Below are 14705 nucleotides of genomic sequence, written 5' to 3' on the forward strand. Positions count from 1 at the left end.
CGCGCATACTGTAGGACTTCGGCTGCGCTCCGTGTGCGGATCCGCGTAACTCTCACCCGTTCCGATAGGACGGAGTCACAGCCGGTCGAGCAGATCCCAGACCTTGCCAGCCAGCAGCGCGTTGTCGGCCGGGGTGACCGTCGCCCAATCCCGCCCGTCGGTGTTGCGCGCGAGCTGGAACAGGTACCGCCCGGCGTCGGTGTCGAAGAACGACACCACCCGGTCGGCGCGGTGGGCGATGCCGTCACGGCCACGTCGCTCGACGCCGAACTGCCCGCGCGCTTCCTGGCCGAGCAGCATCCCGGCCAGCTCCTGGCTCTGCCACAGCGGCAAGCCGCGGTCCTCGAGGGCGGTGACCAAGGCCTTCGCCTCGCCGGCGGCCTCCGCGTCGGCGGCGACCAGCGACTCGTGGGGGACGCTGATCGACTGGCCGATGCCGGGCGCGAGGACGCCCGCGACCGAGACGGCGGCCTCGACCAGGGTGTCCGTGCGAGCCGGGATGAGCCAGAGCTCGCCGTTGTCGACCACGCCGAGCAGTGCGTCGCGGCCGACGCTGACCGCCTGGCCCTTGATCTCGCGGTCCGTCCAGACCCAGACGTCGATGGCGAGCTGGGGGTGGGCGAACAGGTTGAGCATGTCGATGAGCTCGCCGGAGGCCTTGTGGCCGCGTGCCAGGCCACGGTCGGCGAGTGACTCCCAGGCCTGCTCGACCAGTGACGCGCGCTCGGCGTGCGTCAGGCCCGGGGTGGGGACGTCGAGCGCCGGGTGGCGCTGCGGGAGGCGCTCGACCTCCCAGAGCATGTCGAATTCCAGCGCGGACAGCACCACGCTGTCGTTGTTCGATCGCATCTATGCGTCGCCGATGGTGTCGGGCGAGACCATGCGCTCGTCGGCGAAGAGATCCTTGTCGTCGACGCCGTAGCGGCGGACGTGCTCGGCGTCCTGCTCCTGCGGCGCGGCCTCGGACAGCAGGCCTGGCTTCTGCTTGCGCTGCTCGGTGTTGAGCTTGTCCGCGCCGCGTAGCTTGCGCTGCTCTTCTTCGGGCAGCTCCGCGAGCGGGACGTTGCCGGTGCGTGCCTGGCCGCGGGGGGTGCGGCGCTTCTCCGGCTCGCCGCTGACGGCCGCGCCGACGCCGCCCGCCGCGACCGCCGCCGCGCCGGAACCCATGTCGCCCGCCGACATGCCCGGCTTGGGCATCGGGGCGAACGGCTTGCCGCCGTCGGACTGCGGGAGCGGAGCCTGCGGGCCGGAGCCCATCAGCTTGCCCTTGCCGAGGTGCTGCTCGGCGCCGCTGGTCAGGCCGGGCAGCCCGGCCGATCCGCCGAGCCCGCCGCGGACCCCCGAGTTCGAGCCCTGGCCGCCGCTGGTCGGCAGGCCGTCGAACGTCGTCGAGCCGCCGAGCACGTCGTCGATCGGGCCGGAACCGCCGGTGACCGGCCTGGGGCCGCCACCCGCGATCGGCATGCCGGGAACACCCGGTACACCCGGAACGCCGGGTGTTCCCGGCATGACCGGCGGACGGGACGCCGCGGGCGCGGTGGCGTTCGACGCCGGCTTGGTCTCGTGGACAGTGGGCCTCGCGACCGGCTGGGGCGTGACGGGGTCGCAGTCCGGGGCCGGGACGCCGATCGGCGGCGTCGGGGCGCCAGGGGACGGCGCGGTGACCACCGGCGGCTTGTGGGTCGTGGAAATATGGGCGGCCTTGGTGCTCTCCTTGACCTCCGGGCCGGGGCCGACGTCGACGGCCGCGCCGCCGAGGTCCACCGGGCTGGGGCCGGTCGGGCCAGAGCCCATGCGCAGGCCTTCCGGCTCGGACAGCACCTGGGTGGTCGCGAGGTTGTCGCCGCTGGTCACCGAGTACGCGTTCATCGCCTCGACCGCCTGCGCACGCGCGTTGAGCGCGGCGGAGACGTCGCGGACGTGGTCGGTCTCGAAGCCGATGAGGCTGAGCAGGTTGTCCGTGAGCGTGAACCCGCCCGCGCCCTTGCGGATGACGTTCGAGTCCGGCAGCTTGTGCAGCGTCCGCACGAAGCCCTCGCCCTGCGAGAAGAGCTGCTCGGACGCGTGGTCGACCTTCGACTTGGCGTCGACGGAGAACCCGGCCTCCTTCGCGAAGACCTGGCCTGCCTGGCCACCGGCCTGGCTCTGCCATTCGACGCCGAGCTTGGCCAGCTCGTCACGCAACGTCTTGTCGGTGTCGGCGAGCGCGCCGCTGACGGCCTTGAGCGCGTCGACCGCGGAGCCGATGCTCTTGATGCCGGGGCCGCGGCGGAACTTGTCGATCTCGTCGGCGAGCGAGTTGTCGGTCATGCCGTCGAACCGGTTGCCGCGGATGGTCTCCGCCACCGCCGCGATGTCCGAGAAGTCCATCAGGGCCTCGCTTTCAGGGTCCGCAGCGCGAATTCCGCCGCCTGCTGGGACATGTCACAGAGCTGCTGCTGGCCGAAGCCGCCGCTCACCGGGAACGCCTGCACCACCAACGTCTGGCCTTTCGCGACGCCGACCAGGGTTTCGCAGTCGCTCGGATCGGCGCTCGCGCGGTAGTTGCGCAGCGCGGGAAAGCCGTCCACGTTCGCCGGCTCGATGGTCATGCTCGATTTGCGCCGGTCGCCGCTGATCCAGGCTTCGAGGTCTGCGGAGACGGGCGTCACGCCGTACGAGTAGTACGGCTTGGTCAGGTCGGCGTCGAAGGAGCAGCCTTCGGCCGTCTTGCGTGGCTTGCTGTTGACCTTGAGCTGGTCCAGCTGGGTGTCGGTGAGCAGCGAGCACGCGTCGACATCTTTCAGCGACAGCTCGCTCGGCCTGCTCATCGAGGCAGGGGACGCCACGGGCTCGGTCGTCGGCGCGACGACCGGGTCCGATCCGCAGGCGGCCAGCGCCAGCACGGCCACGACCACCCCGCTACGCGCGATGGACACCGCGGTCCCCGAACGCGGCGGTCTTCTCGTCCTCGTCGAGCTTGTACCGCTTCGCGGCCTCGCGTAGCTGTTCGACCAGGTCACGCAGGCCTTGGACGTATGAGCGCACCCGCTTGGCGTAGGACTGGTCGCCGTCGGAGACCAGCGAGTTCCACGCCTTGGTGGCGTAGGTGCTGATCGCGTCGTCGGACGGCGCGTCGATGTGCAGCTCGCCGAGGCGCTCGCGCAGCTTGTCCTGCAACGCGTTGGCCTGGTCCTCGACGATCTTGGCCACGGCGAGCAGTTTGTCGGGGTCGACCTGGATATCGGCCATTCCCGGCACCGTCGGCACGGTCGAACCGAGCTCGTGGACAGCGGTTGTTCCGGACATGTGCGCGCACCCCTCCTACGGACGGTAGCCGGCCGGTCTCGGATTCCGAGGCTACCAACCCCGATGTAGGCGCAGGCTAAGTTTCACGAAGCCGGGGTCGTGATCTCGCCCTTCGCCGCCAGCAGCGCGATGTCCGTGCGGTGGTGTGACCCGGCCAGATGCACCCGCTCGACCGTGGCGTACGCCTGCTTGCGCGCGGCCTTGAGGTTCTTGCCGGTGCCGACGACCGAGAGCACCCGGCCGCCGGCGGAGACCACGGCGCCGTCGTCGCGGCGACGGGTGCCCGCGTGCAGCACGCCCTCGATCTCACCACCGGAGATCACGTCTCCGGTGCGCGGCTTGCCGGGGTAGCCGTCGGCGGCGACCACGACGGTGACCGCGGCGCCCGGGTCCCACTCGAGCGGCGGCTGCTTGTGCAGCTTGCCGGTGGCGGTCGCCTTGAGCAGCCCGGCCAGCGGGGTGCGCAGCAGCGCCAGCACGACCTGGGTCTCCGGGTCGCCGAAGCGGCAGTTGAACTCGATGACCGACGGGCCTTCCGACGTCAGCGCGAGCCCGGCGTAGAGCAGGCCGCTGAACGAGGAGTCACGCTTGACCAGCTCGTTGACCACCGGCTGGACGATGTCGCGCACGACCTCGTCGACCAGGCCTTCCGGCGCCCACGGCAGCGGCGCGTAGGCGCCCATGCCACCGGTGTTGGGGCCCGCGTCGCCGTCGCCGACGCGCTTGAAGTCCTGCGCGGGCAGCAGCGGGACGACCGTCTTGCCGTCGACGAAGCAGAAGAGGGAGGCCTCTGGGCCATCCAAAAAGGACTCGAGGAGCACCGGGTGGCCGCCGTCGAGCAGCATCAGCGCGTGCTTGCGCGCGACGTCGATGTCGGGGGTGACGACCACGCCCTTGCCAGCGGCGAGGCCGTCGTCCTTGACCACCCAGGTCGGGCCGAAGCGGCCGAGCGCGGCGTCGAGCTTCGCCGGGTTGTCGACGATCTCACTGTGCGCGGTCGGCACGTTGGCCGCGGCCATCACGTCCTTGGCGAAGGCCTTCGAGCCCTCGATGCGGGCGGCGGCCGCCGAGGGGCCGAAGACGGCGATCCCGGCCTTGCGCACGGCGTCGGCGACGCCCGCGACCAGCGGGACCTCCGGGCCGATGACCACCAGGTCGGCCTTCCAGCTCTTGGCCAGCGCCGTGACGGCTTCCGGGTCGACGGCGTCGACACCGAGCTGCTCGGCCACACCGGCCGTTCCCGCGTTGCCTGGCGCGCAGGCCAGTGCGGTGACCGCTGGGTCCTGAGCGACAGCGAGGACGAGGGCATGCTCACGGGCCCCGGACCCGATTACCAGTACGCGCACGCAGAGCAGCGTAGTCGGCCTCCCGGCGTCCGCGAATTTCGGCACTCGGCGTTCACTCGCTGGTCAGCCCGGAGACCGTCGTTGGTCGCTTGCGCGAACAAGGGTGTCGCGGTAGGTCTCCAGTCTCCCTAAGGAAGAGGTCATTCATGATGCGCAGGCGACTGGGCGTGCTCGCCCTGACGGGACTGGCCGTCGTCGGGGTCGCGGGACTGGGTGCGGCGAACGCGGAGGAACAGGGCGTGGACGGATACGGGCAGCACCGCGACGGCGCGGTCGTCGTCGGGCACCGGGGCGCGCCCGGCTACCGCCCCGAGCACACGCTCGCCTCGTACGAGCTCGCGTTCCGCCAGGGCGTCGACTGGGTCGACGTCGACCTCGTGCCGACCAAGGACGGCCAGCTGGTCGCGCGGCACGAGCCGGAGATCGGCGGCACCACCGACGTCGCGAAGCACTCGGAGTTCATCGGCCGCAAGACGACCAAGATCGTCGACGGCGCGCCGCTGACCGGCTGGTTCACCGAGGACTTCACCCTCGCCGAGCTGAAGACGCTGCGCGCGACCGAGCGGATCCCGCAGTTCCGCCCGAACAACCAGCTCTACGACGGCCGCTACCAGATCGCGACGTACCAGGAGGTGCTCGACCTCACCAAGCGTCTCGGCCGCGAGCTGCACCGGACGCTGGGCACCTACCCCGAGGTCAAGCACTCGACCTACTTCCAGAAGCTCGGCAATCCGACCGAGCCGAAGCTGGTCGACATCCTCAAGCGCAACGGCCTCAACCGGCCGAACGCGCCGGTGATCATCCAATCGTTCGAGGTGAGCAACCTGATCGAGCTGCACCAGCAGCTCCGGGTGCCGCTGCTGCAGCTGACCTCGGCGACCGGCGCGCCCGCCGACTTCGTGGCGAAGGGCGACCCGCGCACGTACAAGGACCTGGTGACGCCTGCCGGTCTCAAGGAGATCGCGAAGTACGCGACCTACCTCGGCCCGGAGAAGGCGCAGATCATCCCGCTCGACGCGACCGGCAACCTCACCAAGCCGACCACGCTCGTGCGGGACGCGCACGCGGCGAAGCTGCAGGTGCAGCCGTACACCTTCCGCAACGAGAACAACTTCCTGCCGGCCGGCCTGCGCTCGTCGGCGGACCCGGCGCGCTACGGGAACGTCTTCGCGGAAGAAGAGGCGTACTTGAGGGCAGGCATCGACGGCTTTTTCGCCGACCAACCGGACACGGCTCTGGAAAGCGTTCGCGCTTTCCGCTGAAACCGTTGATCCTGGGTGAATGATCGAACCTCCCCAGGGCTTTTCCGGCGTGATCCGCGTCGATCGCGACGGTGAGACGGTGTTGGCGAAGGCCTACGGCTTAGCGCATCGCGGCCATGGCGTCGCCAACACCGTCGACACCCGCTTCGCGATCGCCAGCGGTACCAAGGGACTCACCGCCGTCACCGTGCTGAGCCTGATCGCGGACGGCAAGCTTTCGCTTTCGACGACTGCCCGTTCGGTACTCGGCGACGACCTGCCCCTGATCGCCGACGACGTCACCGTCGAGCATTTGGTGTCGAACCGTTCGGGTATCGGCGATTACTACGACGAAGAAGCCGAAGAAGAACCGGTCTTCAATGTCGCACTGCTCGACACGACCGAGAGTTACGTGCCGATACTCGACGGCTATCCGACGAAATTCGCCGCCGGCACCGATTTCTCTTATTGCAACGGCGGTTTCGTCGTGCTCGCGTTGATCGCCGAGCGCGTGAGCGGTGTGCCGTTCCACGATCTCGTGCGCGAGCGGGTGTGCGCGCCCGCCGGCATGCACGACACCGAATTCCTGCGCTCGGACGAGCCTTTGGGCCGGATGGCCACGGGTTACGTTTCCGAGAACCGCTCCAACCTCTTCGACCTGCCGGTGCGTGGCAGCGGCGACGGTGGCATCTACACCACGGTCGCCGACTTCCACGCGTTCTGGCAGGCGTTGTTCGCCGGGAAGCTGATCCCGGACGTGGCGGAGGTGATGCGGCCGCGCACGCCGGAGACCAAGCACGGCAAAGCCGGTTACGCACTCGGTTTCTGGCGCCACCGCGACGATGTGGTGATGCTTCAAGGCGGCGACCCCGGCGTCTCGTTCCGCAGCGTGCACGACCCCGCGCGCGGGATCACCCACACGGTCGTCTCGAACACCTACGAAGGCGCGTGGCCCACGGCCCGGCAGCTGGAAGAAGAGTTCGCCACCGGGCCGTGACCACTTCGCGGGTCAGAAACGCTGGACGAACTCGGGTGTGTCGAACGTCTGCGTCGTGTTGGTGCGGCGATCGGTGATCCTGATCCGGCCGAACACCTCGTCGACGCGGTCGAACGGGGTGTCGTCCTCGTCGAGGAAGGACGCCGGGACCACGCGGTCGAAATCGATGCTGAGGCCGGAGGCGTCGGAGGCGCCCGCGTCGGTCAGCGGCACGGTGAAGAGGTGATCGTCGGAGAACGCGTCGTCGCCGATCATCTCGGCCGTGAGCGGGCCGCCGCCGAGGATGATCGCCGCGGCGTCGGACTTGCTGATGTGCCAGTCGATGCCGAGGTGGACCGCGTACTCCCCGTTCGAGAGCCGGTCGATGGCCAGGCACACGTTGGCGACGGCCGCGCCGGTGCACTTCTGCGCGGCCATCGACGGCACCGCGGTCAGGACGAGTGCGCTCGCGCCGGCGGCGGTGAGGGCCGCCGCCCGCGCGATACGGCGCTTCCAGGGTCTGGAGGTGTTCATGCTGCTGCTCCTTGTGGACTGGCGACGGCCCGATGGCCGCGCCTTCACCCTCAAGGCGTTCCGCGGTCGTTCCATGGGTGTTCCACACCGGGTTGGGCAGCTGGAGAACGACTTCTTAACGGACTCTTGACACCTCTGAGCAGCGGGGTCTAACTTCGGCGGGTCTCAATGGTCTGTCCGTATACCTTTTAAGTGGGTGCCCCATGGACGTGTCAGACAAGCCGAGCGCCACCGACGACGATGCCGCCCTCCTCCACAAGCTCGGGTACGCCCAAGAGCTGAAACGCACGATGTCGGCGTTCTCCAACTTCGCCGTCTCGTTCACCATCATCTCGATCCTCTCCGGCTGCCTGACGCTCTACGGGTTCGGCATGAAGACCGGCGGACCGGCCGCGATGATCTGGGGCTGGCCGCTGGTCGGCGTGTTCGTCATCCTGGTCGGCCTCGGCATGGCGGAGGTCTGCTCGAGCTACCCGACCGCGGGCGGGCTGTACTACTGGGCCGCGAAACTGGCGCCGCGCAACGGCGCAGCGTGGTCGTGGTTCACCGGCTGGTTCAACCTGATCGGGCAGATCGCGGTCACCGCTGGCATCGACTTCGGCGCCGCGCTGTTCCTCAACGCGTTCCTCGACCTGCAGTTCGGGTACGCGGCAACGCCGGGGCACACCATCCTGCTGCTCGCGATCATCCTGGTCGTGCACGGCGCGCTGAACACCTTCGGCGTGAAGCTGGTGGCGTTGTTCAACGGGATCAGCGTGTGGTGGCACCTGCTCGGCGTGCTGGTGATCGTCGGCGTGCTGATCGTGGTGCCGGACAAGCACCAGAGCGCGTCGTTCGTGTTCGGCAGTTTCGTGAACAACACCGGCTGGGGTTCACCGGTCTACGTGTTCGCGCTCGGGCTGCTGCTCGCGCAGTACACGCTGACCGGGTACGACGCGTCCGCGCACATGACCGAAGAGACCAAGAACGCCGCGAAGGCGGGCCCGCGCGGCATCATCAACTCGATCCTCGTCTCGCTCGTCGCGGGCTGGATCCTGCTGATCGGGCTGACCTTCGCGATCCAGGACTACGACGGCGCGGTCGGCTCCGCCACCGGCGTGCCGCCGGCGCAGATCTTCATCGACGCGACCGGTGCGACCACCGGCAAGCTGCTGCTGCTCATCTGCATCGGCGCGCAGTTGTTCTGCGGCATGGCCTCGGTGACCGCGAACTCGCGGATGATCTACGCGTTCGCCCGCGACGGCGCGATCCCCGGCTCGAACATCTGGCACAAGATCAACAAGCGCACGCAGACCCCGACCAACGCGGTCTGGCTGGCCGCGGGCGGCGCGATGCTGCTGGCGCTGCCGTATCTGTGGAGCGCGACGGCGTACGCGGCGGTCACGTCGATCGCGGTCGTCGGGCTTTACGTCGCCTACGTGATTCCCGTGTTCCTGCGGGTCCGCAAGGGTGACGACTTCGAAAAGGGCCCGTGGAACCTCGGCAAGTGGGGCAAGCCGGTCGGCATCGTGGCGACCATCTGGGTCGCGCTGATCTTCGTGCTGTTCATGCTGCCGCAGGTCTCGCCGATCACCGTGGACAGCTTCAACTACACGCCGATCGCGTTCCTCGTGGTACTCGGCGGGGCGGCGCTGTGGTGGGTGCTGTCCGCGCGGAAGTGGTTCAAGGGCCCGAAGGTGCAGGGGTCCGAGGCCGAACTGGCCGCCGTCGAGCAGGAACTCAAGGAGCTGGGATGAAACTGGGTGGTGTGCTGGCGGCGGTCGCCGCGGTACTCGGGCTCGTGGCGCCGCCCGCGCAAGCGGCGCCGGCACGCCACCCGGCCTGCCCGCAGCTCAAGGCGGATCCGGCCTGGTACGGCCAGAACCGCGCCGAGCTGCAGAAGCTGATCTGCACCGAACGTGGCGTCGCGGTCTTCGACTGGGACAACACGGTGGTGCGTAACGACATCGGCGACGCGATGACGTTCTGGATGTTGCGCAACAACAAGATCGTGGCGCCGCGTGACTGGAAGTCCACTTCGGCTTTCCTGACCGACGACGCGGCCGCTTCGTTGTCGGCTTCGTGCGGCAGCGGTCCATTGTGGACAAGCGGGCCGGACACCCGGTGCGCCGACGAGATCCTGTCGATCTACTCGGACGGCAAGACTTCGGGCGGCAAGGCGGCTTTCTCCGGCTGGAATCACCGCAGGGTGGAGCCGCAGTACGCGTGGGCGGCACAGCTGCTCGCCGGACACACCCCGTGGGAGATCGCCGCGTTCACTTTGGCCGCCAGGCGGGAAAACCTCGCCGCGCCGATCGGGACGACCCAGCGGGTCGGCAGCAAGCAGGTCACCGGCTGGGTGCGGTACTACGACCAGCAGCGCGACCTGATCCGCACCTTGCAGCGCGCGCGTTTCGACGTGTGGATCGTGTCGGCGTCGGCCGACGTGGTCGCGAAGGTGTGGGCGGCAGGTGTCGGCATCGCACCCGACCACGTGATCGGGGTGCGCACGGAGATCTCGCGTGGCAAGCAGACCGCGCGGCTGGTGCCGTGCGGCGGTGACGGTGGCGCGATCACCTACATCGACGGCAAGCGGTGCTGGATCAACCAGGAGATCTTCGGCGTGCGCGGGCCAGCGGCGTGGACCACGCGCGGCCGTCAGGTGTTCGCGGCAGGCGACTCGACCACGGACGTCACGTTCACCGGCGACGCGCGCGGGCTCCGGCTGGTGATCAACCGGAACAAGGCCGAGCTGATGTGCCACGCGTTCGGGGACGGCGACGGGAAATGGCTGGTGAATCCGATGTTCATCCAGCCGCTGCCACCCAAGACCTCGCCGTACCCGTGCTCGACGACGGCCTACACGAACCCCGACGGCAGCGCCGGCCCCGTCCGGCGCCCCGACGGCTCGATCATCCCCGACCAGCTCGAAACCCCGGGATAAAGCGGGCTTTATCCCGGGTGCGCTACTGGGATAAAGCGGGCTTTATCCCGTTGCGCTCATCCGGGATGCGGCGGCCGGAGACGACCTCTATCGGGATGCGAAGGTAGAGGTCGTTCGGCGCGGGTGACCAGCCGGGCAGGGAAACGCCTTTGAGCGCGGCGAGTTCGAGTGGGCAGCGGATCTCGGTGGCCTGGCCGACCACCCGGACGCTCCAGCCGCTGGAGAGATCCTCCGAAAAGGACCCGGCCTCGAACGCGACCACGGCGTCGCGGGCGGCGGCGGAGAGCTTGCCGCCCGGGCTCGCACGGATGATCACGGCCTCTTCGTACACGGTGAACTGGACCGGCTGAATCGCGGGCATGGCGCGTTCGGTGTAGACGATCCGGCCGAGACCGACGCTGCCCAGCAGCTCCAGGCACGCGTGACGGTCCAACACCTCCGGACCGACTGAATCGAACATGTCCACTCCTGCATTCACCCACTACGGTGATCCCCACTTTCAGGGATGCCTGCCGGAGCAACCAGGGCCGAAGGACCCTACTCAGAAGTAGACGAGCCCTTGAGCCGGTTCCGTTCGGCGTAGACCGCGGCCTCCGTTCGCCTGGTCAGACCGAGTTTGTGCAGGACAGCGGACACGTAGTTCTTCACGGTCTTCTCCGCGAGATAAAGCCGCCTCGCGATCTCGCGGTTGGTCAGGCCGTCCGCGATCAGGGCCAGCACGCGCTGCTCCTGCGGGCTGAGTGAGGCGTAACGCGGATCGGTCGCGCCGGTCTCGCCGCGCAGCCTGCTCATGACGGTCGCGGTGACTTTGGCGTCGAGCAGCGAACCGCCGTCCGAGACGGTCCGGACGGCGGCGACGAGATCCATACCCGAGATCTGCTTGAGTAGGTACCCGGCGGCGCCCGCCATGATCGCGCCGAACAACGCCTCGTCGTCGGAGTACGAGGTGAGCATCAGGCAGGCGGGCGGCGGGTCGAGCAGCGAGCGGATCTCGCGGCAGACGGTGACGCCGTCGCCGTCCGGCAGCCGCACGTCGAGGATGGCGACCTGGGGCTTGGCGGCCGGTATCCGCACCAATGCCTCGGCCGCCGAACCCGCCTCCCCGACGACCTCCAGGTCACCCGCGTTTTCGAGCACGGTGCGCAGGCCCTGGCGGACCAGTTCGTGATCGTCGAGCAGGAACACGGAGATCGTCATACTCGGGCCTCCCGGGGTAGTTGCACGGTCCAGTTGAGTGCGGCGCCGCCGCCGGGCGCGGGCTTGAAGGTGAACGCGCCGCGCCAGCGTTCGGCCCGGCTGGCGAGGTTCGCGAGCCCGCTGCGCCTGCCCTGCTCGTCGGGCGGGCCGACGCCGTCGTCGGTGACCGACAGGACGAGTTCGGTGCCGTCGCGGTCGACGCGGACGTCGACGTCGACGGCCGAGGCCTTCGCGTGGCGCGCGGCGTTGGACAGCGCCTCGCGCAGCGTCGCGAGCAGGTCGGGCCGGACGACGTCGGGCACGAGCGAGTCGAGCGGGCCGTCGAAGGAGACCCTGGGCTCGAAGCCGAGCGCGGCCGTCACCTCGCGGACGCAGCGGAGCATTTCCGTGCGCAGGCTCGTTTGGCCGTCCGGCTCCTCCTGCAGCGAGAAGATCGTCCGGCGGATCTCGCGGATGGTCTCGTCGAGCTGCTTGGTGAACGCGGTCAGCCGGTCCGCGGTCTTCGGTTCCATCTGCATGCTGACGCCTTCGAGCCCGAGCCCGATGGCGAACAGCCGCTGGATGACCAGGTCGTGCAGATCGCGCGCGATCCGGTCGCGGTCCTCGAAGATCGCGAGCATCCGGCGCGCCTCAGCGGCGCGCCCGAACTGGATGGCGACCGCGGCGTGCGCGGCGAAACTCTCGGCGAGTTCGAGGTCGGCGTTGGTGAACTCGGGCTGCCCGTGGAACCGGGCCAGCAGCAGCACGCCGAGCACCTCGTCGGCGAAGGAAAGCGGAACGGCCACCGAGGAGTCGAGTTCGGTGACCCGATCGGGCAGTTCGTTTTCGGGGTCTTTCGACCTGGCACGAACCTTGTCGCCATATTGATTGAAAATCATTGACCGGCCACTGAGATAGACGTGTCCGGAGCCCGTTTCGGCGATCGGCACCGACAGGCCGTTCACTTTTTCCCCGCCCATGCCGACGCCGTCGACGACGTCGAAAACCAGGTTCGCTGCATTGTCCTCATCCGGCACGGCGATCACGGCGATCGGCGCGTTCGCGAGCAACCTCGCCCGCTCCGCGACCACGCGCAGCGCGGCACGCGGATCATCACCGGACAACAGGGCGCCCGTGATGTCCTGGGAGGCACGCAGCCATTGCTCTCGACGGTCGGAGTCACCGATCACGCGCAAGAGGTTACCGCCGGACGGCCGATTATCACCCGCCTGTACTGAAAACAAGAGGCTAACGGATCTTCCGCGCCAGGCCGTTGTCCCGCTGACGTCCGCTTATTCCTTCCCCAGACTGAGCAAGTGGGAAGGGGCTACCCCATGATTGTTTTCGGGCACCCGAAACTGGCGCGGCTGCCATCGGCGACCGCCTACTGCTGCACCGCGGCCTCCTCGTCCGGCGAAGACCTGGCCGACTTACGGGCGAGCTGCCGCCGCTTCGCGTTCGATCACGGCCTGAGGATCACCGCCTGGGCCGCCGAAGCGACCCCGGACGACCTGAACGAGCGCTGTACCTCCCTGCTGCGCTACGCGATCGAGTTCGCCAACGATCCCGAGACGGACCTGCTGCTGATCGCGGAGTCCCGCACGCTCATCCGCTCGTGGGGCGCCGCCGTCTTCCTCGCGCGATCGTTGAGCCCCGAGGACACCAAGATCCTCCAGGTCCCCTCCACCCGCCACCGCCGGCTGGGGTCGTGAGTGTTTTCGCCGGTTAGAACCGGCCGGAACACTCACGACCCCCATGCTGGTCGGCACGAACGGGGCCTGTGTCACGCTCAGCGGAACGAAAGTGACTTATGTGTGGTGGGCCGCGGCCTGGGTGACACGGGCGGCCCTTGTCACCCAGAGCGTTACAAAGGCGGCCCTTGTCACGTGCCCCTCGCCCGCGGCCTGGCCACGGGAGGTCAGGCCACGGCTGCGTGGGCGCGGGTTCGGACTAGGGCGATGCTGGCCGCGCCGAGGGCGCCGACGATGGCGAAGGCGTAGAAACCCCAGGGGTAGGCGATGCCCGCGTCGAGGAGGAAGCCGCCGAGGAGAGGGCCGGTGATGGCGCCGAGGCGGCCGACGCCCGCGGTCCAGCCGAGGCCGGTCGCGCGGATCTCGGCGCCGTAGGTGCGGGTGATGAAGGCGTAGACCAGCACCTGGGCGCTGAAGACGAACATGCCCGTGAGGAACACCGCGATGTACAAGCCGGCCGAGGGCAGTTTGACGCTCAACAGGGCCAGGAAGGCCGCCGCGGCGACGAACCAGGTGATCGTGGAGCGGCGGACGCCGACGCGGTCCGCGACGTAGCCCGCGATGAGCAGGCCGACGATGCCGCCCAGGTTCAGAGTGAGCAGGAGGCCGAGCGCGGCGCCGAGCGGGTAGCCCGCGACGCGCATGATCTGCGGGAGCCAGGTGTTGAGGCCGTAGACCAGCAGCAGGCCCATGAACGAGGTCACCCAGAACGCGATCGTCGACAGCAGCAGCCCGCCCTTGAACAGCTTGCCGACCACCTCGACGCCCGGCTTGGTCTCCTCTTGCTCGAAGGCCGCCGACTCCGGGAGATAGCGCAGCATCAACGGGACCAGCATCAGCGCGGGCAGCGCGCCGATGACGAACATCGCCTGCCAGCCGAAGGCCGGGATCACCGAGATGCCGAGCAGGGCCGTGAGCACCGCGCCGACGTGATACCCGGTCATCACCGTGGTCGCCGCGCTGTTGCCCTTCCCGCGCCGCGAATGCTCGGTGACCAGCGTGATCGCGGTCGGCAGGCAGCCACCGAGGCCCAGCCCGGCGAGGAACCGCAGCAGCCCGAACCAGAACGCCGACGGCGCGACCGCGCAGAGCGCGGTGAACACCGAGAACGAGGCCACCGCGATGATCAGCGCCTTGCGCCTGCCGATGACGTCGGTGATCGTGCCGATGGCCATCGCGCCGATGGTCATGCCGACCAGGCCGAACGTCGACACCACGGCGACCGAGCCCGCGGTCAGCCCCCACACCTTGCCCGCCAGCAGCACCGGGACGACCACGCCCAGCACCACCAGGTCGAAGCCGTCCAAGAGCACGGCGGCCCAGGCGAGTGGCACCACCCAAGGACTTCTCTCAGCTGTCTCCGGCATCGGGAACCTCCGTCACGACACTTGTTCTAAGTGCGCACGACTATTCGCATAGCGCACAGTGTAGTCCAGATTACTTCCACTGACCAGAAGAGAACCTTCCCGC

General features: G+C 68.9%; 15 protein-coding genes. 5 read left to right on the plus strand and 10 right to left on the minus strand.

The genetic code is table 11. From position 1 onward, the window contains the following. Positions 1-75 precede the first annotated feature (75 nt). From BLV57_RS11240 to purD, 5 genes are all read right to left on the minus strand, one after another. Positions 76-849, minus strand: a complete 774-nt coding sequence (locus BLV57_RS11240; protein ID WP_091288572.1) for an ESX secretion-associated protein EspG — start codon at positions 847-849, stop codon at positions 76-78. Then, on the minus strand, positions 850-2370 hold the full coding sequence (locus BLV57_RS11245) for a hypothetical protein (RefSeq protein ID WP_091288573.1): 1521 nt from the start codon (positions 2368-2370) through the stop codon (positions 850-852). It abuts the gene before it with no gap. Beyond that, entirely contained in the window at positions 2370-2918 is a 549-nt protein-coding gene (locus tag BLV57_RS11250; protein ID WP_245757263.1) for a DUF3558 domain-containing protein, read from the minus strand. The genes BLV57_RS11245 and BLV57_RS11250 overlap by 1 nt, the downstream gene beginning before the upstream one ends. After that, a complete protein-coding gene (locus BLV57_RS11255) occupies positions 2902-3288 on the minus strand; it encodes a PE domain-containing protein (protein WP_091288574.1) in 387 nt (128 codons plus the stop codon). The genes BLV57_RS11250 and BLV57_RS11255 overlap by 17 nt, the downstream gene beginning before the upstream one ends. A gap of 83 nt (positions 3289-3371) precedes the next feature. After that, positions 3372-4634, minus strand: a complete 1263-nt coding sequence (purD, locus tag BLV57_RS11260) for a phosphoribosylamine--glycine ligase (protein WP_091289090.1) — start codon at positions 4632-4634, stop codon at positions 3372-3374. Between the two features lie 146 nt (positions 4635-4780). Here purD and BLV57_RS11265 point away from each other — a divergent pair, with 146 nt between their 5' ends. Both BLV57_RS11265 and BLV57_RS11270 read left to right on the plus strand, forming a co-directional pair. After that, positions 4781-5896: a glycerophosphodiester phosphodiesterase gene (locus BLV57_RS11265; RefSeq protein WP_091288575.1), complete on the plus strand. Its 1116-nt coding sequence runs from the start codon at positions 4781-4783 to the stop codon at positions 5894-5896. A gap of 19 nt (positions 5897-5915) precedes the next feature. Continuing rightward, the gene (locus BLV57_RS11270) at positions 5916-6872 is read left to right on the plus strand and encodes a serine hydrolase domain-containing protein (RefSeq protein ID WP_091288576.1); all 957 of its coding nucleotides are present in this window, start codon (positions 5916-5918) and stop codon (positions 6870-6872) included. A 12-nt stretch (positions 6873-6884) separates the two neighbouring features. Here BLV57_RS11270 and BLV57_RS11275 read toward each other — a convergent pair whose 3' ends face one another. Continuing rightward, complete coding sequence (locus BLV57_RS11275) at positions 6885-7385, minus strand: hypothetical protein (protein WP_091288577.1); 501 nt, start codon at positions 7383-7385, stop codon at positions 6885-6887. 203 nt (positions 7386-7588) lie between these two features. On the opposite strand from BLV57_RS11275, the gene BLV57_RS11280 reads away from it, so the two are divergent. Then, positions 7589-9121, plus strand: a complete 1533-nt coding sequence (locus BLV57_RS11280) for an amino acid permease (RefSeq protein ID WP_091288578.1) — start codon at positions 7589-7591, stop codon at positions 9119-9121. Next, positions 9118-10308: an HAD family hydrolase gene (locus BLV57_RS11285; protein WP_091288579.1), complete on the plus strand. Its 1191-nt coding sequence runs from the start codon at positions 9118-9120 to the stop codon at positions 10306-10308. Before BLV57_RS11280 ends, BLV57_RS11285 begins: the two co-directional genes overlap by 4 nt. Positions 10309-10330: 22 nt before the next feature. Here the strand turns inward: BLV57_RS11285 and BLV57_RS11290 are convergent, their stop codons facing one another. From BLV57_RS11290 to BLV57_RS11300, 3 genes are all read right to left on the minus strand, one after another. Then, complete coding sequence (locus BLV57_RS11290) at positions 10331-10768, minus strand: pyridoxamine 5'-phosphate oxidase family protein (protein ID WP_091288580.1); 438 nt, start codon at positions 10766-10768, stop codon at positions 10331-10333. A gap of 77 nt (positions 10769-10845) precedes the next feature. Beyond that, on the minus strand, positions 10846-11505 hold the full coding sequence (locus BLV57_RS11295) for a response regulator (RefSeq protein WP_091288581.1): 660 nt from the start codon (positions 11503-11505) through the stop codon (positions 10846-10848). Further along, complete coding sequence (locus tag BLV57_RS11300; RefSeq protein ID WP_176968567.1) at positions 11502-12674, minus strand: GAF domain-containing sensor histidine kinase; 1173 nt, start codon at positions 12672-12674, stop codon at positions 11502-11504. The genes BLV57_RS11295 and BLV57_RS11300 overlap by 4 nt, the downstream gene beginning before the upstream one ends. Before the next feature lie 144 nt (positions 12675-12818). Between BLV57_RS11300 and BLV57_RS11305 the strand changes: the two genes are divergently transcribed. Further along, the gene (locus BLV57_RS11305) at positions 12819-13196 is read left to right on the plus strand and encodes a hypothetical protein (RefSeq protein WP_091288583.1); all 378 of its coding nucleotides are present in this window, start codon (positions 12819-12821) and stop codon (positions 13194-13196) included. Positions 13197-13402: 206 nt separating this feature from the next. Here BLV57_RS11305 and BLV57_RS11310 read toward each other — a convergent pair whose 3' ends face one another. Continuing rightward, positions 13403-14602, minus strand: a complete 1200-nt coding sequence (locus BLV57_RS11310; protein ID WP_091288584.1) for an MFS transporter — start codon at positions 14600-14602, stop codon at positions 13403-13405. Between the last annotated feature and the right edge of the window lie 103 nt (positions 14603-14705).

This window comes from Amycolatopsis xylanica, assembly GCF_900107045.1.
Taxonomy (GTDB): Bacteria; Actinomycetota; Actinomycetes; order Mycobacteriales; family Pseudonocardiaceae; genus Amycolatopsis; species Amycolatopsis xylanica.

What these genes read in the sequence shown, in the direction of transcription:
- BLV57_RS11255 (WP_091288574.1), bottom strand. Translation starts at nt 3,288, where the DNA reads ATGTCCGGAACAACCGCTGTCCACGAGCTCGGTTCGACCGTGCCGACG.
- BLV57_RS11240 (WP_091288572.1), bottom strand. Translation starts at nt 849, where the DNA reads ATGCGATCGAACAACGACAGCGTGGTGCTGTCCGCGCTGGAATTCGAC.
- BLV57_RS11305 (WP_091288583.1), top strand. Translation starts at nt 12,819, where the DNA reads ATGATTGTTTTCGGGCACCCGAAACTGGCGCGGCTGCCATCGGCGACC.
- BLV57_RS11285 (WP_091288579.1), top strand. Translation starts at nt 9,118, where the DNA reads ATGAAACTGGGTGGTGTGCTGGCGGCGGTCGCCGCGGTACTCGGGCTC.
- BLV57_RS11270 (WP_091288576.1), top strand. Translation starts at nt 5,916, where the DNA reads ATGATCGAACCTCCCCAGGGCTTTTCCGGCGTGATCCGCGTCGATCGC.
- BLV57_RS11275 (WP_091288577.1), bottom strand. Translation starts at nt 7,385, where the DNA reads ATGAACACCTCCAGACCCTGGAAGCGCCGTATCGCGCGGGCGGCGGCC.
- BLV57_RS11245 (WP_091288573.1), bottom strand. Translation starts at nt 2,370, where the DNA reads ATGGACTTCTCGGACATCGCGGCGGTGGCGGAGACCATCCGCGGCAAC.
- BLV57_RS11290 (WP_091288580.1), bottom strand. Translation starts at nt 10,768, where the DNA reads ATGTTCGATTCAGTCGGTCCGGAGGTGTTGGACCGTCACGCGTGCCTG.
- BLV57_RS11265 (WP_091288575.1), top strand. Translation starts at nt 4,781, where the DNA reads ATGATGCGCAGGCGACTGGGCGTGCTCGCCCTGACGGGACTGGCCGTC.
- BLV57_RS11310 (WP_091288584.1), bottom strand. Translation starts at nt 14,602, where the DNA reads ATGCCGGAGACAGCTGAGAGAAGTCCTTGGGTGGTGCCACTCGCCTGG.
- BLV57_RS11295 (WP_091288581.1), bottom strand. Translation starts at nt 11,505, where the DNA reads ATGACGATCTCCGTGTTCCTGCTCGACGATCACGAACTGGTCCGCCAG.
- BLV57_RS11280 (WP_091288578.1), top strand. Translation starts at nt 7,589, where the DNA reads ATGGACGTGTCAGACAAGCCGAGCGCCACCGACGACGATGCCGCCCTC.